This is a genomic window from Streptomyces sp. NBC_01003 (assembly GCF_045162695.1).
GTDB lineage: Bacteria > Actinomycetota > Actinomycetes > Streptomycetales > Streptomycetaceae > Streptomyces.
In genome coordinates, this window is sequence record NZ_CP108707.1 from 616432 (window position 1) to 642673 (window position 26242).

Consider the following 26242-nt stretch of genomic DNA (forward strand, 5'->3'; position numbering starts at 1 on the left):
GTGGACGCCGCGCTCGAGCCGGAGCTCCTCATCGCCGTCGCGGGCGGCGGGCTGACTCGCGCCGATCTGCTGGCCCTCACAAGTCTGCCGCTGCCATTCGACGCCAGCTCCTGCGCCATCATCAGCCAGGCCACGAGCCGCTGGTTGGGCGAGACCATTTACGTGATTGTCGACGCCGGGCAGCGGCAGCGGCTCACGGAAGCAGCCGGGGAGCGTGCCACTGCGGACTGTGTCGCGGCCCTGCAAGCATGGGCGGACTCGTACCGGGCGGCCGGCTGGCCCGGACACACCCCGGAATACCTGCTGGACGGCTATTTCCGCTTCCTGGCGTCCACCGGCGACGTACCCCGTATGACCGCCTGCGCCACCGACTCGGCGCGGCACGCTCGGCTGCGCATGCTGACCGGCGGCGATGTCGCCGCCGTGCACGAGGTTGCCGCCTGTCAGGCCGCGCTCGCCGCGCACGGTGCCCCCGACTCTACGGCCGCCGCAGTTCTGGAGGAAATCCGCGAGGCCCTGACCACTCGTAACGACGAATTGCCCACCAGCCTGCCCGCGACGCTCGCTGCCGCGGGCGATCCGATACGGGCCGACCAACTCGCCCGCTCCTTCTGTGCCCCGGCCTGCAGGATCGCCGCCTTTACCGGTCTGGCCATCGCGCTCCTTGACGAGGGACGCCATGCTCAGGCACGGAACACGATCGGCGAAATCGCGGCCGGTGTCAGACGGTTGGAGACATCCGGCTACGAGTCGGTGAGGGATTCGGTCGTACGGCTCGCCGCCGCGCGCCAGTGGACGTCGGCCGTGCGCATCGCCGGCGCAGCGCCCACGGTGGTGGGGCGGCGGGAATGTCTGCGTGCGCTGGTGGATTCCATGGTCGCTGCTGGGCACCTTGATCAGGCTGAGTTCCTCGCCCTGAACTTCGCCCAGTTCGCCAGCGGCCAGGACGGTGGGGGCGATGATGACACCGGCGGCGCCGACCTGCTGGCGCTGCGGACGGTAATCGTCGCGCTCGCCGCCGACGGTCAGGGCGTCCGGGCCGAGTCGCTGGCCCGCGCCTTCCCCGACCGCGCTCGGCTCCGGCAATACGAGGATGTCCCGCCCGAACTCATCACAGCGCTCGCCGTGGCCGGACGGGACGACCAGTTCCACCGGCTTGTCTTCGCTGTGCCCGACGCTGCGAGCCGTAGCTGGCTGGTGACCGACGCGGTGGTCGCGGTAGCCGCGGCCGGCGATGTCAACCGGGCGGAGGAGTTGGCACGTTCCATCGCCGACGACCGCGGGAGGGCCGACGCACTGCTGGAGCTTGCCGTGCAGCTGCTGGCGATGGGCGAACCCGAACGGGCCCTGTCCGTCGCGCGGTCGATCGACATCACTTCGGAGCCCCCCTACAGACGGTTTTTCCAACCGCGGCCCAATCCACATGACCCCTCGGATAGGCATCTTCTGCTCGACGTACTCGGCGTCGGGGTACGGCCGGGGGTTGTGCGGGCGCTCGTGGAGACCGGGCAGACGGACTTGGCCGAAAAGTACGTCGGCCACATCCGGCCCGAGAGCGATCGTGCGTCGGCCTATTGCGAGTTGGCGGTGGCGCGTGCCGAGATGGGAGACACGGCATGGGCTGAAAGCCTGCAGAAGGGGTCGGCCAGCCTCTTTGGGGCCGAGGGCTTGTCGGTGCTGAGAGCCCAGGGATTGACGGTGCTGAGAGCGGTGATCCGCGCCCACCTGGCTGCCGGTGATCGTGACCGGGCCATACGGATGGCGAATACGGCCCGAACACCGGACCTGACCCGAAAGCTCCTGTGCGACATCGCGGTGTGGATGGCCGAAAACGGAATGACCACAGACGCGGAACGCTTCACCGCGAGTCAAAGGCACGGCTTCGAGGACACCGTCGCCGATAGCGGGCGCGGGCCCGCTGGCCCGCTCGGCATGAGGGGCGGCGCCTTCCCCGTTCTGGCCGAGATGCAGGCCGCTGTCGCCGCCGCGGCTGCGGCCGAAGGTGATGCGGCCACCGCCCGCCGGCTCGCCCAACGTGCGGCGGAGCTGCCATGGAGGTCTGCATTGGCCCTCCGCGAACGACCCGCGCGACACGGCCCGCGGACACTGCCGTCCATCAAAGCCCGGCACGACCTGGCCCACCGGCGAGGAAAGGCGGTTAATGCGGTCGGTGCCGGAGACGCCTTCGAGCAGTTGGTCAACGCCCGGACGCGGGTGCTCGGCCCGGACCACCCCGACACCCTCACCGCCCTGCATGATCTGGCCCACTGGCGGGGAAGAGCGGGGAATGCGGTCGGAGCCGGAGACGCCTTCGAGCAGTTGGTCAACGCCCGGACACGGGCGCTCGGCCCGGACCACCCCGACACCCTCACCGCCCTGCACGACCTGGCCCACTGGCGGATGAAGGCGGGCCATGGCGGCCGCGCCACAGACGCCCACAGACAGCTGATCAACGCCCTGACGCGCGTGCTCGGCCCGGACCACCCCGACACCCTCACCGCCCTGCACGACCTGGCCCACTGGCTGAGGAAGGTGGGGGATGAGGCCGGTGCCGCAGACGCCTTCGCAAAGCTGGCCCACTGGCGGGGGAAAGCGGGGAATGCGGTCGGAGCCGGAGACGCCTTCGAGCAGTTGGTCAACGCCCGGACACGGGCGCTCGGCCCGGACCACCCCGACACCCTCACCGCCCTGCACGACCTGGCCCACTGGCGGATGAAGGCGGGCTATGCGGGCCGCGCCACAGACGCCCACAAACAGCTGATCAACGCCCTGACGCGCGTGCTCGGCCAGGACCACCCCGACACCCTCACCGCCCTGCACGACCTGGCCCACTGGCTGAGGAAGGTGGGGGATGAGGCCGGTGCCGCAAAGCTGCTCAACGACCGGACACGCGCGCGCGAAGCCGAGGCCCGTCAACGAGCTAAACGACAAGCTGAACGCAACCGGCCCCTCTCCTCCCTCCCATCGATCGAGGAGAAAGGTGCACGCGCGGACCGCCCCGACACCCCGACTGCCCACGGCAACCTCACCCACGGGCAGGGCCAGGCGAGGGACAGAGACCTCACCCTCGCTGCCCTCGCTGAGCGCTTCGAGCGCTTCGAGCGCGAGGCCGAGGTCCGTCGACAAGCTGAACGCGACCGACTCCTCTCCTCCCTCCCATCGATCGAGGAGGAACGTGCACGCACGGACCGCCCCGACACCCCGACTGCCCACGGCAACCTCACCCACGGGCAGGGCCAGGCGGGGGATGCGGCCCGTGCCGTAGACGCCCTCAAGCAGCTGCTCAACGACCGGACGCGGGTGCTCGGCCCGGACCATCCCGACACCCTCACCGCCCGAAGCCAGCTCGCGAGGGAAGGCGGCATGATCAATGTCGATGAGTTTGGGAGCAACTGCTCGCTTGTTCGCAGACTCCGGGATCTTCCGACGGTCCCCCTCATCGGGCCGAAGGTAGTCCACACCGATTTCCTCGGGCGGCCTCTTGGCAAGCCGCCAGCGAACACCGTGACACCTGCCTGCCGCCTGTGCAGCTACCTGGGCCCCTCGTTCCCCGTCGGGACGCCGTTGCCAGATGTCCTAGCGCCAATCGTCGTCCACGTGGGTGAAATGCATCCCGATTCAGAGGAGGCCGATGCACATCCCAAGACGCTGCACAGCTACATGCCTGGTCTGACCGACGAGGTGCTGCTGAGGGTGAACACGCGGCGGGCCGAGAACCCGTACGGCGACGGCACGAGGTGTGAGCCGGGATGTGGATGCGGCCAGTGAGACGAGCGCGGCGACCAACGGTTCACCGTCACTCACGGTAGATGCACAACGGCTTCTCAGCTTGTTCTTTAACCTCGGTCCGGCCATGGCGGGGTGGCTGGCGGGCCTGAGCGTGAACGGTCGAATCGGGATGCGTCGTTCTGCAAGGCAGTTGCATACTCACCGCATGGCCTTGTTCTCTGGGCGGTTCCGGGATCCGCGCAGCACCGAGTACGACTTCATCAGCTTGATCATTGTGCGGTGTCCTGGTTGCGAAAAGGCCGCTCGTGTCGTTCCAGCGCCCGAAGACTCTGATCCCGGGGGTCGGATCCTGTTCAGGCCGCGACGTCTGGTCTGTCGTGGCTGCGGAGTGTCTCGAGTGTGGAGCGGCCGTCGTGTCGCGCTCCCTGCCGGCACAGCTCAACCCGCGACGGATCCCTACTTCGGTATGCCTTTGTGGCTCCAGGTTGAGACCCGGCACGGGTGGTTGTGGGCGTACAACCTCGAACATCTCGACTTGATCCGTCGTTTCGTCCAGGCACCGCTGCGGGAACGAGCGCCCTGGTACGACACCGGGCAGAAGATGACGTTGGTGGCCCGTCTTCCGGCATGGCTCAAGCGGGCGAAGAACCGGGACGAGATCCTGCGTGCCGTCAGCCGCATCCAGGCCTCGCTGGTTGCCGCCTGACCTGCTCACCGGCGTTCAAACATCACTCGAACTTGATCTCTGGTTGGGCTGTTCAACGGACACGCGGGCGGCCTCCGCACGATCATGTGCTCCGACCAAAGAGGCACTTGACCAGTGCGAAGGCCGTAAGGGTGAGTCTGCTGCCTGATGCTGTTCCGGCGGAGGCGTTCGCGAACGCCTCACGCTTTCGGGACGACTTATTCGATTGTCTGACGCGCGCGGGGACGAACTGTTCGAGCTCGTCGACGCGTTGCTGTGCGCGGACGGTCCGGTGACGTCGCCGGTAGACCTGACGCTGGTGGCCGAGCACCGGCGCGGGCACGGCGCGATGTACGAGGCGTTGAACCACGGGAACGTGGATGTGCCCCGGCTGCGGCAGGTGCTGGCCGGTCTGCCGATGCCGCGGGCCGCCGACGGGCGCCTGGTTTTGGCGGTCGACGTCAGCAACTGGTTGCGCCCTGACGCGCCGACCAGCGCGAACCGTCTGTTCTGCCACGTCTACGGCCGCAGCGGACGGTCCTCGGACCAGTTCATTCCCGGCTGGCCGTACTCGTTCGTCGCCGCCCTCGAATCGGGCCGGACGTCCTGGTGCCAGCTCCTGGACGCCGTCCGTCTCGGCCCCGAGGACGACGTCGCCGAGGTCACCGCCGCCCAGCTTCGCCGTGTGGTCGAGGACCTGATCGAGATGGGCCGCTGGCACTTGGGCGACCGCGACATCCTCATTGTCTTCGACGCCGGCTACGACGCCCCGCGCATGGCCCACCTCCTTGACGGCCTACCGGTCGAGGTGTTGGGACGGATGCGCTCCGACCGCGTCATGCGACGGCCGACGCCCTCGCTCAAGGAGTACGCCCTGTCCTACCCCCAGGGTGGGCGACCGCCGAAGCACGGCAAGGAGTTCCGCTTCGCCAAGCCCGAGACCTGGGGCGAGCCAGACGAGGCAACCGTGCAGGTCACCGACCGATACGGCACCGCCCGCGCGATGGCCTGGGACCGCATCCACCCTCGCCTGACCACCCGTTCCGCATGGATCGACCACACCGGCGAACTCCCCATCATCGAGGGCACACTGATCCGCCTCCAGGTAGACCGCCTGCCCGGCGGCCACGACCCCCTGCCGCTGTGGCTGTGGTCGTCCGCCACCGGCCTGAACTGCTAGGACGTCGACGTGCGCTGGCAGGCGTTCCTACGGAGATTCGACCTGGAGCACACCTTCCGGCTGATGAAACAGACCCTCGGGTGGACCCGTCCGAAGCTGCGGACCCCCGAAGCTGGCGAGCGCTGGACCTGGCTGATCATCGCCGCGCACACTCAGATCCGACTTCTGCGCGGGGCAGCCGCCGACTTGCGGCGGCCGTGGGAGAAGCCCTCCGAGCCCGGCCGGCTCACCCCGGCCCGAGTCCGCCGGGGGTTTCGGAACCTCCGCCCGCACCTGCGCTGTCCAGCCCGCGCGCCAAAACCCTCGACTCCCGGCCCTGGAAGACCACTTGGCTCGAAGAACCGGGGACCCGCCACCCGCTACGACGTGGGCAAGACCGTGAAACGACCCGAGAGCATCATCGAACGAAACCGACTCAGACCATAAAGAACAAGCTCAGCTTGAGATTTAACCTCGCCGTTCGAACGCGGCCCTCTGCCGCGCCAGCTGGCCGTTTTCACCCGATTCTTTCCTGCTGTAGGTGCGTTGATCGCGTCCGAAAGCGCCGGTCAGAGGTGTTCGAATCCGCTGGGTTAAATCTCAAGCTCAGCCTGGATCGGTCTCAGCGGGGTTGGCGAGGACCGCGCGGGCGGATGGGCGTGATGGTGACCGAGACGTGCCTGTCGAGTTGCTGCCGGAGGGCTTCGTTGTCGTGGAAGAGGGCGGCGATCGCGGTGTGGGCGGCCTTGAGCTTCTTCTCCAGGAGCGTGCATTCCTGGGTCTTCGCGGTCAGGCGCTTCTTGAGGTCGGCGATGGCCGCGTCGCGCTTGGCCTCCCCGGGGGTGGCCTTGCCGTGGGCGGCGAGGTGCGCGTCCCATTCGGCCAGGATCGCGTGTGCGCGGTTCATCGTCGCGCGGCTGACCTGGGCTTCTTTGTAGAGGTTCTCTTTGGTGAGGCGGCCGTCGGTCCGTTGCGGGCGGCCTTCGAAGAGGCGGGTCATCGCTGACCGAAGGGCGGCGGCGGTCTTGGGGCTGACCTGGTCTTCAAGGTTGCTGTCGGCGGGGCCGGTCACTGGGGTTCTCCCGACATCTTGAGGACGTTGCGGGTGATGTCGAGTTCGCGTTCGGCGAGGTCTCGGCGGCAGGCCGGGGTGGCGGGGTTGTTGATGAGCTGGAGCTGTTTGCGCTGGTGGGAGTCGTAGATCGGGAGGTGCTCGGGGCCGATCATGCTGTTGGCGCATCGGTCGGGCCGGCAGCGCTCGTCTAGGGGGCCGGTGTGGCCTTCCGGGATGATCGCGTTCTCGAGGCAGACGGCACCGACGGGGTTGGTGTGGTCGGCGGTGCAGTTGTTGAGCATGCCGAAGCGGACATGGATCCGTGTGGTGCGTAGGAGGGTGTCAGCGGTGCGGGCGTCCCCGTTGCGCGCCTTGACGGTGGCGTTGATCTGGTCGAAGGCGTCTTTGACGCGTTCGGCGCCGGGCCCGAATCCGATCTCTTCGCCTGCGGTGTGACACTCGTAAAGGTCCTTGATCTTGCGGAACTTGACGTTGTCGAGTGCGTCCCCCAGGTACTTGGCCCACTCGGTGTCGGAGGCGGCATAGCCGCGGGTGGTGGCGTTGGCCAGAGCCCTCTTGGCGAGGTGCTTCAACTGGATGCCGGTAGCGATCTCGGAGCCGGGGAACTGGTCGGTGAGCATCGCCATCGTCCGGCGGAACATATGCGGGCGGATGTAAGTGGTGGGGATCTCATCAAGCCCGGTCCAGTCCCGGCCGACGTTCACGAACGTCACGAATGCCGCCAGCATTTCGGCGCCCCCAAGCGTGGCGTCGTCCCGAGTGGCTCGGATGGGCGAGAAGACCCGCTCGGGATGCCGGGAGACGGCCTCGGCGACCGCGAGGGCCTCAACGAGGGGTTCAGCGATCCACCAGTGCTTGCCGGGGCGGTCGGTCGTGCCTTTGATCTTCGTGGAGGCGATGGCGGGGGTGTTGTAGTGCTCGACGACGGGATCCCGCAGGATCTCGTGGATCTCTGAATCGCGCATCATCGACAGGCCCACGACCAGGGTAAATGCCGCGTCACGCAGTGCCGTTCTCGCTTCGAACAGCGCCTGCGGACCAATGCCGGGGTGCCACGGCCCTGTGCGGCCATCAGCGCGGACGACCTGTGCAAGCTCACCCGTCAGTGCGTGGGCCGTGGTCCGCCCCTCGGCCACGGCGTCGAGGACCAGAGTACGACGGCGTCTCTTCTTCGGACTCTTGATGTCGGAGAACGCGGTGTAGAGAGTCGGGTCGTAGCCGAGGAGGAGCGTCAACAACGCCCAGTTCACCGGTGAGCCCTCGTCCGCGGTGGCCGGGGCATGAACAGGGACCTTGTTCTCGGGCTCGGCGAGCCACTCCTCAAGCCGGGCGTCGATGCCGTGGGGTGACAGTCGGGCGACCTCTCTGAGCTCACGATGCCGCAGGTCCGCGTGCAGAATGTCGGGGGCGAAGTTGTGGATGTAGGCCCAGGCTGCACGAATCAGCGGAAACCAGGTTGCTGGAGGGACGGTGGGGGTGGAGAGAGTCAGGCTGGAACTGGCTCGGGCAACCTGGCGGGCGCTCTGACCAGGCCACGGATCGCCCGTCGGCCAGGGCAGACTCAAGGCCGGTGCCGCTGCCGCCAGGGTCTTGAGGCCACTGACATGGTTCATGACCGAGTCCGCGCTCGCACCCTCGGCGGCCAAGTCGGTGATCCGTTGCCGCAGGTCATCCACCGTCCACGCATCCGGGTGCGCTGGAAGCCCCTTCGCATGGGCCCACCGAGCAGCTGTCCGGAGACGTGAGGCGATCTGGGCCAGAGTGGAGGGAGCGGAGGTCCCGGCGAGGACGACGCCGCTTCTGAGGACTGCCGGGTGGCGCGGGTTGAAGGAGAGCATCATCAACTCGCGTGCCAGCAAGTTCCAGTACGGGTCCACCAACTCCAGGCTGAAGCAGATCTTCCACATACTCGCGTTGACGTTAGCGGGCCGCTTGAGGACGCCGTTGAAGTTCCAGAACTCGGTGTCACCGAACCGGGGGACCACGGCGCCAGGCTCGCGGGCTCCAGGCAGCAGGGAGCGGCCCTGAACGACAGGTTCGTCGTCCCGGAACAGCGGCGGGCGTCGCTGCTGGGGCAAGGTCAGGATCATGCGTCGAACTCCGTGTGGGCCGCCAGCGGCAGGTCCAGGACGGCCTGGCCGGCTTCGATGTGTTTGCGGGCCTGGGCGAGTTCCTCGGGTGTGCGGTCGTCCAGGACTGCGTGGAGGTTCACCCAGCTCTGTCCCCATAGCCGGGTGAAAGCACGGGGAGCCAGCAGTGTACGAAGTCGCTCCAAGTGCACTTGGAAGAGGAGGAGTTGAGGCAGGTTGGAGGGCAGGATCCAGGCGTTGCGGCATTCGAGGCAGCGCAGTGGGGCGACAGCGCAGAGTTCACCGGGCCGGCTGAAGGGCGATTGATAGGGGTTCTTGCAGTGAGAGACGCCCATGTCGAGCTGTCCGGTCATGATGTCGTCGGCCTCCTGGGCGGACAGGCCGGTGTCTTCGAGCAGGCCCTGGTCAATGTCCTCAGTGCCGGAGACGACGGTGGGGCCATCGACACGGTCGAGGGCCTGGTCGAACCAGTGCTGCTGGGCTGTGGCGATCGTCCGGCCGGACAGGATCCGCAGTGTGGTGCCCTGGGCGTAGTGGTTGGCGAAGGTCTCCTCGGTGTGATCGTCCGCGGCGGCGCCGATGCGTCCCTCGGTGACGATGGTCTTCTCGACCTTGGTCGATTTCCGCAGGCGGCCGATGTGCCGTTCGCCCTTGACCTCGACGCCCATGGCGTCCAGCCAGTGGCCAAAGTTCGCTCTGCTGCGGCCGGGGGTCCACCGATCAAAAACGGTGATGTAGCCGGGGCGGACAGCGGCGTTGACGAAGAGCGTGTCGGTGACGTGCGCGGCCTTGGCTCGAACCCGGGCTGTGAGGTCCAGGAGTTGCCGGACTACCTCGCTGGCCTCGCGCCGGGGCCAGTTCACAACGAGGTGTCCGCCGGCATCGCCGTCCGCGGCTGGAACATCGGACAGACTCTGGTCGCGAAAGGCCCGGTGGCGAAGATGCCCGCCACGGTTCTTGAGCAGGGTCAGCCGGACGCCCTTGGGCAGGAACTCCACTTCCGTCTCGCCGAACCCGGTGACCTCCTCGGAGGTGTAGCCGGTGGCATCCATCAACAAGATGCGGAACGCGTGCAGATCAAGGGCGGTGGGATACAAACTCGCGAGCAGACGGCGCGCCAACTGGAGCCGTGCCACGTGCGGCTGAGGGGCCTTGCCCGGCCCCGCGGTGAACTCCACAAGTTCCTGCGGCCACTCACGCGACGGAGGCAGAAGCCGGCGCAAGTCGTCGACACTGATCTCGTCATGAGCCAGGCCCCAGAGCAGGTGGGGAACGCTGGTCCAGCAGCCCTGGTCGCGATGGCGCCCTTGTTCGGCCAGGGCCCAACCGGCTTCCAGACGCTTACGCGTCGCATGCGCACTCTCCCAGGCGGCGCGGACCAGGGCCCGCTTCTCCTCACGGGTAAACTCATCCCGCTCCGTCCTCTCCCCACAACTGACGAGCGTGGGCCCACGGGCCAGTCGTGCCAAGGCCGGAGACACTTCGCGGTCGGGGTGATCGTCCCGGCGGACGATCAGCACACGCAGAGAGGAGGCCAGCATGTATGGCTTCGTCGAGCTCGGCGCGTTGCCCTCGGGCAGGGACAACTCCCACTGCACGAGCGTGTCGAAGAGATCCGGATCGGCCAGACTCGCTCCCTCGGCCTCATCTCCAAGCACCTTTTCCACGTACCGACAGAGACGGTCGATCGCGGACTCATAGCTCCTGGCCTGCTCCTTGATCGCAGTGGCGGCGACGTACTCGGTCCACTCGTCCGCCAGCTGCATGGCCAGCAGCGAGCAGCGGTAGTCCGCCGGGTCGACCGCCATGAGGGATCCGGGGACCTGCACCACCCGGGGACCAACGCCCCCGGGCTGGACCGGGTTGGCCAGGAAGGGCAGGAGCCGCTCGAGTTCTTCCCTGCTCCGGCCGCCTTTGCGCTGCGTCGTGGTCATGAGCGGCCCCTGTTCGTGCCGGACAGAGCATGGGAGGCGATCTCGGCATAGGTCGCCTCGTCGTCGCCCACCCAGCTGGAGAACGCCGCCTCGAACTCGTTGATCAGGTCGTCCGTGTACTGGAGGTACTGGTAAGTGGTCTCTGGACTTGCGTGACCGAGCCTGCGGCTGACGATCAGTAGTGGGTTGTGCCGGATGTGTCCAGTCAGGTAGGAGCGGTGCCGACGGCGGCGGGCCCGCAGATCGGGCTCCTGGCCATCCATGATGTTCTCCAGATAGGTCAAAAGCCGCAGAGCATATGTGTGTCTCAGGTCGTGCCATCGCCAGCGCTTGGCGGGCAGAAGCGGGGTGGTCTCGTCGGCGAGCTCGTTCATGCGTGTCCATGCCCGGTGGCGGTAGCCCTTCCAGGCGTCCGCCCCCGGCATCAGCCCGCCGCGGCAGACGAACAAGGTCAGCGCCTCCAGGCCGAACTCGCCCTCATGGACAGTGATCCGCCGGAGCTTGGCGGGCATGGCCGCCATCTGGAACTCACGCACGACGCCGTCCAAGATGCCACGCACTCGGCCTCCGGCCATGTCAATGTCGCCCACCACGAACAGGTCACGGGCCTTGCGCTCCAAGCCCCGGGCCGCCCTGCGGACGATGTCCGGACGCTCCAGCAGGCAGAACAGGTCCGCGGAGGCGACCGCGTCCTCGGGGACGTAGACGGTGCGCGCCTTCCCGTACTTCGCGCAAGCCTGAACCGTGAACTCCGCTCCCCCTGGGGACATCCCCGGCCAGAGCCCCACCTCCGGAAGCAGCACTGGTGCCCACTCCCGCCACCGTGTCCCTGATCCCAGGGCGATGTTGGCACCCGCTCGGTCGCGGAGCGGCGACCACCCGCGGAAGGCCGGATTCACCTCTGCCCCGGGCAGTTGGCCGCCCAGCCCCACGTCCCGGAAGTACCGGTACTGCTCGAAGCTCAGATGCCGGATGTCCATGCTGGACCGGATACGCGGCGCCAGCGCGTTGCGACCCCGCGCCGCCACCCTCGCCGGGCGGTGCGACAAGAGCCCTCGCTCGACGAGGAACCCGTAGAGGTCGTCCTGGACGAATGATTCCTTGCCCCAGGCCGACGCGCCGATCGGCTTCTCCTGCCAACGGCACCGCTGGTCGCGGTACGACACGAGATCCGACTCCACCGCCGACAGCACATCGCCGCCCAGGCCGGCCAGGTGGTCGTCCAGTCGTCCGACTGCCCGCCCGTAGTCCTTCAGCGTGCTCTCGTCCAACAGCGCCGTCGACAGGTACCGGCCGTACTCGCACAGCGGTGGCACCGGTATCTGTGTCTCCTCGTCGAGGAACACCGGCGTCCCGTCGAGCACCCCCCGCCGCTTCAGCAGAGCGGCAACCTCCTCCGCGGAGATCACGTCACTGTCCAGGAACCTCTCCAGTAGCCCGGACTGCACAAAGGCAAGATCCACACTCGCCCCTTCCCAGGGGCCCGACAGAACTCCCGTCAGCTCACCTGTCTCGTACCGCAACAACGGATCGAGACTGAACCACAGATCTCATGAGACAGATCTGAACAGCGGAAAGAACAGGTGTAACAGGAGGGGATGCCAGCCGGGACCGACTGCACGCAGCTGTTGTGGCAACTGGTCAAAGGCGCGGCGCTGTTCGTCCTTCATCTCTTCATCATGCGCCGTCATCCCACGCCAGACTCAGTCGGCCGGGGTCACGCTGCGGCCGGCAACCGCGTCGAACACGGCCCAGCCGTCCATCTGTTCCGTTGTAAGGAACACGCGGCCGGCACCTGCGGGACACGGCCTCGTCAAGCAGGGCTGTGACAGTGCCAGCCTCATGAAGGTTCAGCCAGCCACCCTCTACGGTGCCGACAGACCCGGAGGGAACAAGGCCATCGGCAAGTTCACGTCACACGTCTACTGAGCCACGCCCCGTCGACGTACCGAGGCGAGCTCCGCGCTGTGGGCACGCCATGCCCCGATGCCCCCCTCAATGCCTACGTCCGACGACCGACGCATGCCTGCAATGGGTCTTGCGATGGACCACCGGGGTCGTCATTGCAGGTGACGACCCACATCACCCCGCTGCCTAGCGTGTTGATCGTGATCGGAAGCGAAGCTCCGGTCGCCTCCATCACACCGACACGCGGGGAACTGCCATGCCCAGAACACGAATTGATGCAGTGGCTCCGTCAGTCGTCTCGCTTCTACTCGGCCTGTGGGGGATCCGACGCGAGAACAGCATGTGGCGCGACGAGGCGGCGACATGGCAGGCGGTACACAGGAGCGTTCCCGAGATCTGGCACCTGCTCGGTCAGGCTGACGTGGTCCACGGCCTCTACTACCTCTTCATGCGGGGCGTTTTCGCCGTCTTCGGAGACAGCCTCCTGACTCTGCGGCTGCCCTCGGTAGTCGCCATGGCCGGCGCCACCTCCCTCGTCACCCTTCTGGGGACCCGACTGGCCGACCGGTGGGCTGGACTGGCCGCGGGCCTGGCCTTCGCTCTGCTCCCGGCGGTTCAGCAGTACGCACAGGAGGGCCGCTCCTACGCGCTGGTCACAGCCGGTGCGGCACTGACCTGTTGGCTCCTTGCCGTGGCGATCGACAACCCGCACCGCCCGGGCCTCTGGGGGGCGTACAGCATCGTTGTGCTCACAGGGGCGCTGCTCAACTGGTTCTCACTTCTGCTGCTGCCCGCCCACGCCGTCACGATCGCGCTCTCCCGCCTGCCCCGCGCAACCGCTGTGCGATGGGCAGTCGCCTCGTCCGCCGGCACGATCGGCGCACTCCCCCTCGTCATCGCCAGCAGCGCCCAGTCACGGCAGGTCGCCTGGATCCCTCCGACCAGGCTGAGCACGCTGCTCGGCCTACTGCTGACTCTGCTCGCGGGCGCGCTCTGTGCATGGTTCGCACGCTCGAAGGAGGACCACCGCCCGCTGCACAACACCCACCTCCAACCCACCGCGCTCGCGCTGCCTCTGCTCTCCGTTCCCCCGCTCCTGCTGCTCGCTGCCTCCCTGACCCATCCCGTCTATCTCTCCCGCTACATCTTGTTCAGCTACATCGGCCTCGCCCTGCTCATCGGCACAGCATGCCGCGCGCTGGCCCTCCGCCTACGTACTCCACCTCGCCGACTCATAACCGTCTCCACAGCCCTCGCCTTTCTCGGCCTGCTCCCCCTGGAACTGTCACTGCGCAGCACGGCCGGCCGAGTCGACGACGTGTTATGTACGGCCGAAAACGTCGCCGCGGCCCAACATCGAGGTGACGGAGTCCTCTTCATCCCCGCAGCGCGCCGTGACACAGACCTGGTCTCGCCCTCCGCGTTCACGGGGCTCAAAGATCTGGCACTCGTTCGCGACCCCCTGACGTCCGGCACTCTGAACGGGGTGGAAGGCAGTCCACCGCAGATCGCGGCCGCCATGATGACCGCACACCGCATCCTGGTCGTCACCGACGACCAGACGCCTTCGGCTCCCACGGCTCGCGACCGAACCAAGTTGCGCGTCCTCAAAATGCACTTCGCCCTGCGCTCCGCAACCAGCGAGCATGGCCGCACGGTCACGGTCTACGAAGCCCGGACGGCCGCCGTTCCGGCACGCAGTACTGCCACGACGCCACAAAGGCGCAAAACCGCGCAGGTGCAACCACGACAACGGCGCCGTGGCCTACAGCACCCGTAGTCCGTGTACCGCCCGTCGAGCACATCACCTCTGGCGTCCGCCGACGACAAGGGAGTTGAAGCCCAACTGGTCGGCGGGGCTGCCGTCCGGGGGTTTCAGAGCGAACTGCCGTGAAACCCTCTGGATCCGGACCGGATTGCAGCGCATCCTGCTGGGATGCGCTTCTCCATCAACATCCCCAACTTCGGTGACTTCGCCGACCCCCGTAACGTCGCGACCGTGGCGGCAGCCGCCGAACAGGCGGGCTGGGACGGGCTCTTCGTGTGGGATCACGTGCTGCACCGACATCACCAAGGGCGTCCCTTCGGGGATCCGTGGATGCTCCTGACCGCCGCCGCGCTGGCGACCTCGCGGATCCGATTGGGCACCCTGCTGACGCCGGTCCCTCGTTACCGGCCGCAGCAACTCGCCCGCCAGGTCGCCACGTTGGACCAGCTCAGCGGCGGCAGGGTGATCTTCGCCGCGGGGCTGGGCGGTCCGGTCGAGGACGAGTACCGCAGCTTCGGCGACGCCGCCGAGCCGCGCGTCCTCGCCGAGCGACTGGACGAGGGGCTGGTGCTGCTGGGGCGCTTGTGGTCAGGCGAGCCGGTGAACCACCACGGCCGGCACTACGAGGTCCGGGACGTGACGATGCTCCCCGCCACCGTGCAGCAGCCCGCTCCCCCGGTGTGGATAGGCGGATTCTGGCCACGCCGTGCGCCCATGCGGCGGGCAGCGCGCTGGGACGGCGCGGTGCCGCTGTTCGAGACGGCCCGACATGGGCATGTGCCGGATGTGGCAGAGGTACGGGAACTGATCGGCTTCGTGCGCAATGAACGTACGGCCGGGACGGACCGACCCTTCGAGTTCGTGCTCGGCGGCGCCACGCCCCCGGACGCGGCGAAAGCCAAGGACGTGATCGGACCGCTGCACGACGCGGGCGCCACCTGGTGGGACGAACGGCAGATCCAGACCGGTCCCGACCTGGATCGTCTGACCCCGGTTCTACGCCGAATCGAGGCGGGGCCGCCAGTGCTCTGAGACGTCCTTGCCGTTGGTCAGCTGTCGTGCCGTTGCCCCAGCAGGCGGGCCTGTTCCCTCTTCAGCTGGGCGAAGCCTCTGCGTGCGTACGCGGCTATCTCCTCGCTGGGGAACGGTACGACTGAGAGGTGCTGGTCGTAGCTGTCCCGTGCCCATCGTGCGGCCGTGATCTCGTAGCCCGACACATGTGCGCAGAGTTGAAGCAGGAGCGGCGGCATCGCCGGTTCGCTCAAGAGGTCGGCGTGATGGATGACGAGGTCGCGCATGGCCCGGATGTTCGGAAGGAAGACGGTCATCACCCACAGTCGCCACTCGGCGAGTTCCTCTTCAGCCCGATGGTGACAACCACTGCGATCATGAAGGGCGATGCTAGCGAGATGGCGTCTCCTGGTCCGTCTGCGGTGGCAGATCAGGGTCGCTGCGACTCCTGCATCGACCCGCCCCGAGCCACGCGTGCATCCGCCCGTAGCGGCTCCGGACCGCTTCCACCAGCCGCAGTCGCGTACCCCCTCGATCACCAGCGGCTTCCCACCCATTGACGCTCCGCGCGACAGATCGAAGAATGGGCGCCTCCCATCTGACAACGTTGTCGTGCGAAAGAGGTCCCGCACATGTCTCACCACCCCCTGCAGGTCGACCGCCGGAGATTCCTGCAACTCCTGGGCTTGTCGAGCGCCCTGGCCGTCCTGCCCGCCATCGCCGTCGCGAACTCCGCCCAGGCTCTGGACAGTCCCACCAGTTCCGCCGACTCCTCCGGTTCCGCCTCTCCCCCGGACGAGACAGCAGCCGCATACCACCGCGTTCTGCTCCAGCACACCCACTGGTCCGAGACGCAGTGGGACGAGGCGCGGGGCTACTACACGGACAAGGATTTCGGTTTCGCCGTCGTTCTCGGCCATGCCGTGCTGCTCACGCACGGCACGTACGACGACGAATCGGCCGGCGTCGACCGGGACACCCTCAAGGCACGCACGCTCGCCACGATCCGGCACTTCGCGGCGTCGAACCGGCTCACGGGCGGTACCCAGTGGGGCCGCAAGCTGTTCTTCGACACCACGTTCCAGTCGTACTTCATCCTTGCCGCGCGTCTCCTCTGGGACGATCTCGACAGCGCGACGCGCACGAACGTCGACACCATCATTCGTGAACAGGCCGTTTACACAACGAAGTTGGGAAGCGGCGACGACCCGGACTCCGGCGACTGGACACCGAACGGCCTTGAGGGCGGCTACGTGGGGGACACGAAGCTGGAGGAGATGGGCCTGTACGCGCAGACGCTCGCACCCGCCCTCGCATGGGCGCCGGACGACGCGCGCCGCCCGGACTGGGAGTCGGGCTACGGCACCTGGTCGCGCAACGAGGCGGGGCTCCCCCCGGCCGACCTCGCCAATCCGGCGCTCGTCGACGGCGTCGCCGTCTCCCGCAACACGGCCCGGAATCTGTACGACACGTTCATCGTCGAGAACCACGGATCCTTCGGCCCGCATTACCAGGAGGAGTTGTGGCGTACCTCGGGACGCAACGCGGCGCACTTCCTGGCCGCCGGGCAGCCGCTCCCGCAGGTGCTGACCGCACAGCCCAACGCGCAGCCGCTGTGGCACACGTTGCTGGGGGTGATGAGTGACGCCGGTGAGCCGTTGATGCCGATGGTGAACGACCGCGAGCATCTGTACGGCAGGGACGTGATCCCGCTCGCGTTCCTGGCGCAGGTGACGGGCGACCGGGCGGCGGCACGGGCCGAACAGGCGCTGGCCGAACGGCTCGAGGCGTACCAGAAGTACCCGCCGGAGTACCGACTGGCCAAGTTCTCGGGTGAGCCGAAGTACGAGCCGGAGGCCCGGGCCGAGCTGGCCATCAGCTATCTCCTGCACATGTGGGCGGCCGCGAAGGGCGAACGGGTCCGGCCGCTGTCTGCGGACGAGCTGTTCGCCCAGGCGTCGGGGGTCGCGGACTTCGGCTCGGGTCCTGGTCTCGTCTCGCACCAGACACGGGCCGCGTGGGCGGGTGCCGTCAGCAAGCCCGGCTTCGTGAAGTTCGCCTGGCAACCGGCCCACGACGACTGGCTGTTCAAGCTCAGCGGCGGTACGCCGATGTTCCTGCCGGCGACCACGGGCAAGGTCGCGCAGCGAACCGTCCGGACGTACACCTCCCGGCGCGACGGATTCGACGGCAGCGCCACGGTGCTGCGTCTGGACAGTGGATACGCGGGCTTCACGACACTGCCGACGGGCGCCGTCGTCTACGCGACCTCCGGAACGACCTTCGGGGAAGGGCACCTTGAGGTACACAACCTGACCATGCCGGGGATGGCCGGCCTCGACGGCGCACGTACGTACCGCTTCGAGGAAGGTGAGGTCGAGGTGCGCGCGCAGGATGCGGACACCTCCCCGACCGCGGCTGCGGCGCGCGTCGACGAGGTGGGCTTCTCCCGTGCCACCGTGCGGCACATACGCATGCTCGGGGTACGCCCCGATCCGACGTACGGCTACTCCCTGTACGCGTTCGAGGTGCGCGACGGTGCGGACGGCACCGACCTCGCACAGGGCGCGACGGCCACCTCGTCCTCGAACGATCCGGGCAAGGGTCCGGAGCTGGCCGTCGACGGTGCTCTTGCGACGCGCTGGGCGGTCGCCAAGACCGAACGCCCGCGTGCCGACAGCTGGTTGACGGTGGACCTGGGCGCCGCGCGCGAGGTCGACCGCGTCACGCTGCGCTGGGAGGCGGCGGCCGGGCGTGCGTATCGCGTGCAGGGGTCGGCGGACGGCGAACGCTGGGAGGACCTGGCGGCCTGGCCGGTCCCCGATGTGAGCAGCCGGGGTGGCTGGCTCGACATCGACGGGCGTGCCGGGCTTGTCGTGCGCGGATCGGATGCGGACCATCCGATCGCCGTGTACGGCGACACGATCCTGGCGGCCGACGGGCCGGCGGCGCCGGTCGTGGTCGAGGGATATGCAGGTGCGTCGGCCGACACGCTGCGCGCGCTGGCGCGGAACGCCTCGCCCACGGCTGGGAGCAAGGCGATCCAGGTGGCATTCACGGAGGAGCACCTGAGCCTGTTCAACCTCTCGGGCGACGCGGTCACCACGACGGTGGACGTGCCGCAGTCCGGTGCACGTCGTGTGGTGTTCCAGGGAGACCAGACTCTGACCGACGGCGGAACGACCTACCAGGCCGGACTCGGAGCATCTGAAGCCCTGTTGCTCGCTCCCCGGTTCACGCTGGCTCCTGTGGCGGGTGCGGGACGACTGCCCTCTGGACTGCGCGTACGGGTGACGGACGGCGCCACCGTACAGCTCTCCGGGGCGAGTTGCCGCGTTCGCGTGGAGGGGCAGCACCGCAGCGAGGTCGCCGTCGTGCGGCGTGGGCGTGAGACGACGCTCCGCCTTCACGGCGTGACCGCCTTCCCGCTCGACGACCTCGCCCTCGACCGCACCGTGTTCCCCACCAGTCCACTGCCTGCCGGCATGTCGGACCCCTCCGCGGCGGTGGACGGCAACCCGGCGACCTCGTGGCGGCCCGGTCCCGACGGGCGCATGGTCGTCGACCTGGGCGAGCGGCTGCCGTTGCGTTCGGTCGAGGTCGCCTGGACGGACGCCGGGGCGCCCGCTCTCAGTGTTGAGGTCAGCGACGACGGTGTCACCTACCGAGGTGCGGGCCGCGCCGACGGGCGCGGCCGTGTCCGTGCACTCGACCTCGACACGTCGGCGCGGTATGTCGCCGTGAAGGTCGAGGGGCGGCTGTCCAGGGACACCCGCCTCACCCGGCTCACCCTGCGCTGAGACTCGCACAGAACGCATCCCGAGGGACCCGGCCCAGCCGCGCGGCAGGCCGGGTCCCTCGCCGTTTCGCACGGGGCGAACTCCGCGTCTGCGACCTCAACTCCCTCTCACCGCAAGGCCACACCCGACCGGAAAGTTTCGTCCGGCCCCTTGACCTGCCCCCCGAGGCGCCCTCACAGTACGGGCTAATACGCATTACCTAATACGCATTACCAGCACGCGGTTACGCGATGACGAAGTGTCGACAGCAAGGAGCACCAGGCGTGGAGCAACCCAGGAAGCGCGCGAAGCCCGGCCGGGCCCCGTCCCCCACCGGCCGCACGTCGCGCCCGCGCCAGGCCGAGGTGGCCCGCCTCGCCGATGTCTCCCAGGCGACCGTCTCCCTGGTCCTGAACGCCCGTCGCGACGGCAAGGGCGCGACGATCTCCGAGGAGACGCGGCAGCGGGTCCTCGACGCGGCGCGCACCCTCGGCTACGTCCCGGACCCGGCGGCACGCCGGCTGGCCGCCGCCCGCAACAACCTGCTCGGCGTCTTCAGTTTCACGGCGACCTTCCCGACCGATGTGCAGCACTCGTACTACCCGTTCCTGGTGGGCGTGGAGCAGGAAGCAGCCGCGCGCGGCTACGACCTCGTGCTGTTCACCGGGTCGAGCAGTGGGGGCGCGGGCGCCGCGGGGCCGGACGCGCTCAGCCGGGTGCGGCTCGCCGACGGCTGCCTGTTCCTCGGCCGGCACGTGCCGCGCGCCGAGCTGAAGCGGCTGGTCGCCGACGGGTTCCCGGTGGTGCATCTGGGGCGCCGGGAGGAGCTCGAAGGGCTCGCCTGGGTCGGCGCCGACTACGTCAGCGCAAGCCGCGAAGTCGTCGCGCGACTCGGCGAGTTGGGACATCGGCGGATCGTGCTCGTGCGCGAGGACGACGACGCTCCCGCGTCGGGCGACCGCCAGGAGGGCTTCCTCGACGGTCTCGCGCGGGCGGGTCTGCCGGGAGGTCCTGACGCCGTGCTGCGCTGCGTCGATCCGGTGGCGGAGCTGACGGCGGACCGGGTCCGGGCGCTGGTCACGGACGGTGTCACCGCATTCGTCGCGGAGGAGACCGACACCGGCGCCGCGTGGCGGGCGGTGAGCGGGGCGGTGCGGGCGGCCGGGCTCTCGTGTCCGGAGGACGTCTCGCTGGCGCTGCTCGGGAGCCCTCCGCCGGACCTTGCCCGGGAGCCGGTGCCGATGGGCTTCGACGTGCCCCGGCACGCGCTGGGCGCCGCCGCGGTGCGGTTGCTCGCCTCGATGGTCGCCGGGGAGGAAGCGGACGAGCCGTTGGTGGCGTGCGAGGTCCGCGACGGGGTGACGGCGGGGCCGCGCTTCGACCAACTCCCCTGACAGGTGAGCCAGTTCAGAACACGTGAAGCACAACCACAAGGAGCACTGTGATACCCGAACCGGACATCCTGATCGTCGGCGGCGGCCTCGGCGGTGTCGCCGCCGCGCTCGCCTCCTGCCGGGCCGGCCGGCGCGTCGTGATGACCGAGGAGACGGACTGGATCGGCGGGCAGCTCACCGCCCAGGCCGTGCCGCCGGACGAGCATCCGTGGGTGGAGCGGTTCGGCACGACGGCGTCGTACCGGGCGCTGCGCGAGGGCATCCGGGCGTACTACCGGCAGTGGTATCCGCTGCGCGGCGAGGCGCTCGGGCTCGCGGACCTCAACCCGGGCGCCGGGCGCGTGAGCAAGTTGTGCCACGAACCGCGGATCGCACTCGCCGTCCTGGACGCGATGCTCGCCCCGCACCGGGCGTCGGGCCTGCTGACCGTCCTGACCGAGCACCGCGCCGTCTCCGCAGAGGCAGACAACGATGTCATCCGCGCTGTCACACTGCGGGATCTGCGCGGCGACACCCTCACGACCCTCCCCGCGCGCTACGTCATCGACGCCACCGAGACCGGCGAACTCCTCGCACTCGCAGGTGTTGAGCACGCCAACGGTGCCGAAGCGCAAAGGGAGTTCGGCGAGCCGCACGCACATGCAGAGGCCCGGCCCGACAACCAGCAGGGCATCACGGTCTGCTTCGCGCTCTCGCACCACGAGGGCGAGGACCACATCATCGACCGCCCCGAGGACTACGAGTTCTGGCGCGCCTACCGGCCCGACTTCTGGCCGGGGCCCCTGCTCGGCTTCGAGGCACCCGACCCGCGCACCCTGGAGCCGGTCCCCCGCACCTTCGTGCCGAACCCGGAACTCGACCCGCTCGCGGTCAGCGCCGACCAGAGCGCCGACGCCGGGGACAAGGAGCTGTGGGGGTTCCGGCGGATCCTGGCGCGCAAGCTGCACCGGCCGGGCGCCTTCGACTCGGACATCACGCTCGTCAACTGGCCGTTGAACGACTACTGGTTGAAGCCGTACATCGGCCAGGAGGCCGAAGCGCTGCGCGAGGCGCGGCAGTTGTCGCTGTCAGTTCTGTACTGGTTGCAGACGGACGCCCCACGCGCCGACGGCGGCACCGGCTTCCCGGGACTGCGCATCCGTCCGGACGTCACCGGCACCGCCGACGGGCTCGCCAAGTCGGCGTACGTGCGCGAGTCGCGGCGCATCAAGGCGGTGACGACCGTCGTCGAGCAGGACGTCGCCATCGAGGTGGTCGGCCCGTACGGCAGGACCCGCTACCGCGACTCGGTGGGGGTCGGCGGCTACCGGCTCGATCTGCACCCCTCCACCGGCGGCGACTCGTACATCGACATCGGCTCGGTGCCGTTCGAGATCCCGCTGGGCGCGCTGGTACCGCGCCGGGTGCGCAATCTGCTGCCCGCCGGCAAGAACATCGGCACCACCCACATCACCAACGGCTGCTACCGGCTGCACCCCGTCGAGTGGAACGTCGGCGAGGTGGCGGGCGCGCTCGCCGCGCACTGCCTCAGCGAGGACGTCGAGCCGCAGCAGGTGCAGGCCGAGGACAAGCGGTTCGAGGAGTTCGCGCGGCTGCTCGACCGGTCGGGCGTGCAGCGGCACTGGCCCGACGTCCGCGGGTACTGACGACCCTCCCCCCGCTCCCCCACACCTACAGCAACGTACGCACGTCAACGCACAAGGAGGTGCCCTGACATGACCGGCATGACCCCTGACCGTCGCATCCGCGTCGGCATCGACGTGGGCGGCACGTTCACGGACGCCGTGGCGGTCGACGCCGCGACGCTCGCGCTGGTGGGCCAGGTGAAGGTGCCCACCAGCCACCACCACGAGGACGGTGTCGCGCATGGCATCGTCCAGGCGCTGGAACAGCTCCTGGAGAAGGTCGAGCGGACCGCCCCGGACGTCACGTTCCTGGCGCACGGCACGACGCAGGCCACGAACGCCCTGTTGGAGGGCGACGTCGCGAAGGTGGGCCTGATCGGGATAGGCAGCGGGGCGGGCGCGGTGTTCACCCGTCGGCTCGCCTCGTTCGGCAGCCTCGAACTCGCTCCGGGCAAGCGGCTTCCGCTGACGTACGCGCATGTGGCCGACCCGTTCGACGCCGAAGCGGCGCGTGCCGCCGTCGAGCAAGTGCGCGACGAGGGGGCCGAAGTCCTCGTCGCCACCGAGCCGTTCGGGGTGGACCGGCCCGAGGGCGAGCAGGCCGTCCTCGGCGCCGCGCGTCCCTCCGGGCTGCCACTCGCGGCGGCGCACGAGATCACCTCGCTGTACGGGCTGCACAAACGGACGCGTACGGCCGTGGTGAACGCGGCGATCCTGCCCCGGATGCTGGCCACGGCGGATCTCGTGGACGCGTCCATCGCCAAAGCCGGAGTGACGGCGCCGCTGATGGTGATGCGCTGCGACGGCGGGGTCATGTCGCTGGGCGAGATGCGTCGGCGCCCGCTCCTGACGATCCTGTCGGGCCCCGCGGCGGGCGTCGCGGGCGCGCTCATGCAGGAGCGGATCAGCGAGGGCGTGTTCCTGGAGACGGGCGGCACATCGACGGACATCAGCGTGGTGCGGCGCGGCAAGGTGGCGGTGCGGCACGCGACGATCCTCGGCAGGACCTCGTACCTCAACGCCCTCGACGTACGGACAGTCGGGGTCGGCGGCGGTTCGATGGTGCGGATCGCCGGGAACCGAGTGGTCGGTGTCGGGCCGCGCAGCGCGCACATCGCGGGGCTGCCGTACGCGTGCTTCGCCTCGCTCGACGACCTGCGGGACGCGCGGATCGCCACGGTGCGGCCGATGGACGGCGACCCGGACGACTATCTGGTGCTCGATGCGGCGGGCGGCCGGCTCGCTGTGACGATGACGTGCGCGGCGAACGCGCTCGGCCGGGTCCCGGAGGGCGACTTCGCGTGCTGCGAGCAGGAGGTGGCACGGGCCGCGATCCAGCCCCTCGCCGCCGCCCTGGGCACCGATGTGGCGGGCGCCGCGCGCGCCGTCCTCGACGCCGGGACCGCGCAGGTCAAGGCAGTGGTGGACGCGATGATCCGGGACTACCGGCTCGACCGGGACACGGCCGTACTGGTCGGCGGGGGCGGCGGGGCCGCGGCGGTGACCCCGCACCTCGCCGCCGACGCGGGTCTCGAAGGCCGTATCGCCCGGCACAGCGAGGTGATCAGCCCGATCGGTGTGGCCCTCGCGCTCGTCCGCGAGCAGGTCGAGCGGATCGTGCCCGGCGCGACGCAGGAGCAGATCCTCGCGGTGCGCGCCGAGGCCGAACGGGCCGTCGTCGCACAGGGCGCCGCGGCCGAAGGGGTCGAGGTAGAGGTGACGGTCGACCCGCAGACCAGCACCGTACGGGCCGTCGCCACCGGCGCGACCGAGCTGCGCACCCAGGACCGGGCGCACCGCGCGGACGACACCGAGCGGCTGAGCGCGGCTGCCGCGAGCCTCAAGACGCAGCAGGCGCGGGTGAAGGTGCTGGCCGGCACGGCTGCGTACACCGTCTACGGCACCGAGGTCCGGCGCAGGTTCCGGGCCGACCGGCAGCCGGTTCGGGTGGTGGACGCGGACGGGGTGGTGCGGCTCGGCGTACCGCACGCGCGGGTGTCGACGACGACGGTGGGCGCGGCCGGTGAGGCGCTGGCGTCGCTGGTGCGCGACGCCACCTCGTACGGCGACGGCGGTGTGCGGGCTCCGGCAGTGCGGCTGCTGGTGGGCGGCCGGATCGCGGATCTGTCCGGCGTGCTCGAACCGGATGCCCTGCTGGCCCTGGCTCGCAGCGAGTTGCGCTCGCGGGGCGCCGACGAACCGGTCGTCGCGGTCGTGGAGTCCCGCGCATGACCGGCGATCGCGACGAGGACCTGGACCTCGCGGTGCGGCTGCTCGCCGGGACGCCCACGCACGAGGGACGTGATCCACTGATGCTCCGTCACTGGGCGTCGACAGCCGAGGAGTTCGGCAGTCGCATGGCTCCGGATCCCGGACCGGTGCGAGTCGTCGAGCAGGACGGCGGCCTCGCGGCCGGCCTGCTGGCCCGGTACCGGTCGAGGCCGCCGGTGGTCGAGATCTACGTCGACACGGTCGACCGCGCCGAGCGGCTGATCGCCGAGCGCGACTGGCGGCACTGGTACCCCGAGGGGTCGGTGCGGGCAGCCGCCCTCGCCCACGAGCAGGCGCACGCCTGGCTCCACCACGCTCATGTCCGGGCCGAGTTCAAGCGGGCGCTCGGCCACACGGCACTGAGGCTCGGGCGGCGCCGTCTTTACGCACATGTCGCGGGCGCCGACGAACTGGCCGCGCACGCCTATGCCCGCGCCGCCTGCGGCCTGGGCCGCAGTCCCCTGCTGCTGACGGAGGCGCTGGCCGCCGCCGTGTCCTGCGAAAGCGAGAAGTGACCCATGGGTGTCGTGATTCTGCTCGTCATGGCGGCCGGAGTGGCCGCCATGCTCAGCCGCAAGCTGCCCACCGCGTTCGCGCTGGTCCTGCTCGCCGTGGTGATCGCGTTCCTCGCGGGCGCGCCGCTGACGGGCAAGAACAGCGTGTTCGACACGGTGCTCCAGGAGGGCGCGCCCGCGCTCGCCGCCACGATGATCGCGATCCTGCTCGGATCGTGGCTCGGCAAGCTCCTGGAGGAGACCGGCATCGCGGGCACCCTGGTCCGTAAGATCGTCGAATTCGGCGGAGACCGGCCGGTGTTCGTGGCGCTCGGTGTCCTCGCGGTGTCCGCGCTTGTCGGCACCGTGACCGGCTCCGCGCCCGCGGCGATGCTCGCCGGGCTGATCGGTATCCCCGCGATGATCGCGGTGGGCATCCCGAAGGTGACCGCCGCGGGCACGATCCTGATGGGCATCGCGGCCGGGATGCCGTTCGAGCTGCCGGTGTGGCAGTTCTTCTCCACGGCGCTTGAGCTGCCGGTGGACACGGTGCGCGGCTTCATGCTGAAGCTGTTCCCGTTCGCACTGGTGGCGGCCATCGCCTACGTCCTCGTGGAGTCGCGGCGCCGGGGTGTGGAGCATGCGTGGTCGCTCAAGTCGGTTCAGAAGACACCGGGCTCGCGCGGCAGCAGTCGGCGGCAGCGGCTCGGTGACGCCCCGTGGTACGCGCTGCTCACTCCGGTGGTGCCGCTGGTGCTGGCCCTTGGCTTCGATCTGGCCATCATCCCGTCGCTCCTTGCGGGTGTGCTGTACGCGCTGGTGACGACGACGCGGCCGCGCGAGATGAACCGCCGCCTGCTGCGCACCCTGTACGGCGGCTTCGAGGTGGCGGCTCCGCCGATCACGCTGTTCGTGGCGATCGGCATTCTGCTCGCCGCGGTGAAGCTGCCCGGCGCGGTCGACGCTCTGGAGCCGCTCGTCAAGGCGGTCAGCCCGCACAACGCGGTGCTGTTCGCCCTGGTCTTCACACTCCTGGTGCCGCTGTGCCTCTACCGCGGACCGCTGAACGTGTTCGGCCTGGGCGCCGGCATCGCAGGCGTCCTCATCGCCACCGGCATCTACCCGGCCGTCGCCGTACTCGGCATGGCCACCTCGTACAACCAGGTCTTCGGCGTCGCCGATCCGACCAGCACCCAGACGGTGTGGAGCGCGCAGTACGCGGGCGTGTCGCCGCAGCAGGTGATGGTCCGGACGCTGCCGTACGTGTGGGCGGTGGCGCTCGGCGGCCTGTGCGTCACCGCCGCCACCTACCTGTGAAAC

14 protein-coding genes and 2 pseudogenes are annotated in these 26242 nt (G+C 69.2%); 11 read left to right on the forward strand and 5 right to left on the reverse strand.

The genetic code is table 11. The features are described 5' to 3' along the window. The 3 genes and pseudogenes from OG698_RS03025 to OG698_RS03035 all read left to right on the forward strand — a co-directional run bounded on the left by OG698_RS03025 (position 1) and on the right by OG698_RS03035 (position 6020). Positions 1-3768 (forward strand): tetratricopeptide repeat protein, encoded by a 3768-nt coding sequence (locus OG698_RS03025; RefSeq protein ID WP_406101241.1) that lies wholly within the window; start codon positions 1-3, stop codon positions 3766-3768. Positions 3769-3934: 166 nt separating this feature from the next. Further along, the gene (locus OG698_RS03030; protein ID WP_406101242.1) at positions 3935-4435 is read left to right on the forward strand and encodes a hypothetical protein; all 501 of its coding nucleotides are present in this window, start codon (positions 3935-3937) and stop codon (positions 4433-4435) included. 131 nt (positions 4436-4566) lie between these two features. Beyond that, positions 4567-6020, forward strand: a pseudogene (locus OG698_RS03035) (NF041680 family putative transposase). 175 nt (positions 6021-6195) lie between these two features. Here OG698_RS03035 and OG698_RS03040 read toward each other — a convergent pair. The 4 genes from OG698_RS03040 to OG698_RS03055 form a co-directional block, all read right to left on the reverse strand. Further along, entirely contained in the window at positions 6196-6645 is a 450-nt protein-coding gene (locus tag OG698_RS03040) for a hypothetical protein (protein ID WP_406101243.1), read from the reverse strand. Then, positions 6642-8738: an integrase gene (locus tag OG698_RS03045; RefSeq protein WP_406101244.1), complete on the reverse strand. Its 2097-nt coding sequence runs from the start codon at positions 8736-8738 to the stop codon at positions 6642-6644. Before OG698_RS03045 ends, OG698_RS03040 begins: the two co-directional genes overlap by 4 nt. Further along, positions 8735-10546 (reverse strand): hypothetical protein, encoded by a 1812-nt coding sequence (locus OG698_RS03050; RefSeq protein WP_406101245.1) that lies wholly within the window; start codon positions 10544-10546, stop codon positions 8735-8737. The genes OG698_RS03045 and OG698_RS03050 overlap by 4 nt, the downstream gene beginning before the upstream one ends. A 122-nt stretch (positions 10547-10668) precedes the next feature. After that, complete coding sequence (locus OG698_RS03055; RefSeq protein WP_406101247.1) at positions 10669-12135, reverse strand: hypothetical protein; 1467 nt, start codon at positions 12133-12135, stop codon at positions 10669-10671. 725 nt (positions 12136-12860) lie between these two features. Between OG698_RS03055 and OG698_RS03060 the strand changes: the two genes are divergently transcribed. Next, on the forward strand, positions 12861-14360 hold the full coding sequence (locus OG698_RS03060; RefSeq protein ID WP_406101248.1) for a glycosyltransferase family 39 protein: 1500 nt from the start codon (positions 12861-12863) through the stop codon (positions 14358-14360). 156 nt (positions 14361-14516) lie between these two features. Then, the gene (locus OG698_RS03065; RefSeq protein WP_406101250.1) at positions 14517-15380 is read left to right on the forward strand and encodes an LLM class flavin-dependent oxidoreductase; all 864 of its coding nucleotides are present in this window, start codon (positions 14517-14519) and stop codon (positions 15378-15380) included. A gap of 17 nt (positions 15381-15397) precedes the next feature. Here OG698_RS03065 and OG698_RS03070 read toward each other — a convergent pair. After that, a pseudogene (locus tag OG698_RS03070) lies at positions 15398-15709 on the reverse strand (hypothetical protein); the annotation flags it as partial. Positions 15710-15991: 282 nt separating this feature from the next. Between OG698_RS03070 and OG698_RS03075 the strand changes: the two are divergent. The 6 genes from OG698_RS03075 (at position 15992) to OG698_RS03100 (ending at position 26239) form a co-directional block, all read left to right on the forward strand. After that, positions 15992-19159: a discoidin domain-containing protein gene (locus OG698_RS03075; protein WP_406101251.1), complete on the forward strand. Its 3168-nt coding sequence runs from the start codon at positions 15992-15994 to the stop codon at positions 19157-19159. 263 nt (positions 19160-19422) lie between these two features. Then, positions 19423-20532, forward strand: a complete 1110-nt coding sequence (locus OG698_RS03080) for a LacI family DNA-binding transcriptional regulator (RefSeq protein WP_406101253.1) — start codon at positions 19423-19425, stop codon at positions 20530-20532. A 47-nt stretch (positions 20533-20579) separates the two neighbouring features. Beyond that, positions 20580-22178: an FAD-dependent oxidoreductase gene (locus tag OG698_RS03085; protein ID WP_406101255.1), complete on the forward strand. Its 1599-nt coding sequence runs from the start codon at positions 20580-20582 to the stop codon at positions 22176-22178. Between the two features lie 78 nt (positions 22179-22256). Then, the gene (locus OG698_RS03090; RefSeq protein WP_406110803.1) at positions 22257-24389 is read left to right on the forward strand and encodes a hydantoinase/oxoprolinase family protein; all 2133 of its coding nucleotides are present in this window, start codon (positions 22257-22259) and stop codon (positions 24387-24389) included. Beyond that, the gene (locus tag OG698_RS03095; RefSeq protein ID WP_406101256.1) at positions 24386-24943 is read left to right on the forward strand and encodes a hypothetical protein; all 558 of its coding nucleotides are present in this window, start codon (positions 24386-24388) and stop codon (positions 24941-24943) included. The genes OG698_RS03090 and OG698_RS03095 overlap by 4 nt, the downstream gene beginning before the upstream one ends. Positions 24944-24946: 3 nt before the next feature. After that, on the forward strand, positions 24947-26239 hold the full coding sequence (locus tag OG698_RS03100) for a transporter (protein ID WP_406101257.1): 1293 nt from the start codon (positions 24947-24949) through the stop codon (positions 26237-26239). Positions 26240-26242: the final 3 nt, after the last annotated feature.